The organism is Serratia sp. ASV30, from assembly GCF_016428815.1.
Taxonomy (GTDB): Bacteria; Pseudomonadota; Gammaproteobacteria; order Enterobacterales; family Enterobacteriaceae; genus Chania; species Chania fonticola_C.
On record NZ_JAELTL010000247.1, the window covers coordinates 1 to 316 of the forward strand.

Consider the following 316-nt stretch of genomic DNA (forward strand, 5'->3'; position numbering starts at 1 on the left):
CCCCCCCCCCCCCCCCCCCCCCCCCCCCCCCCCCCCCCCCCCCCCCCCCCCCCCCCCCCCCCCCCCCCCCCCCCCCCCCCCCCCCCCCCCCCCCCCCCCCCCCCCCCCCCCCCCCCCTTTTTCACGCCGAAGACGGCATACGAGATGATACCTCCTGTCTCGTGGGCTCGGAGATGTGTATAAGAGACAGGGCCCGACGGCGATGGGGTGTAATCGGTGGTCAGATCAAACGACTCGGATGGCACACTGGTGTTGCCCGCCTTGTCCGTCGCCGTGGTGGTCAGTGAATGCCCACCTTCTGGCAATGGCGTGGTCG

1 protein-coding gene is annotated in these 316 nt (G+C 73.7%); it reads left to right on the plus strand.

Features of this window, described 5'->3' with window-relative positions; translation table 11 throughout:
* Nucleotides 1–183: hypothetical protein (locus JHD74_RS26295; protein WP_199063942.1), on the plus strand; the 183-nt coding region annotated here is incomplete at its 5' end.
* Nucleotides 184–316: the final 133 nt, after the last annotated feature.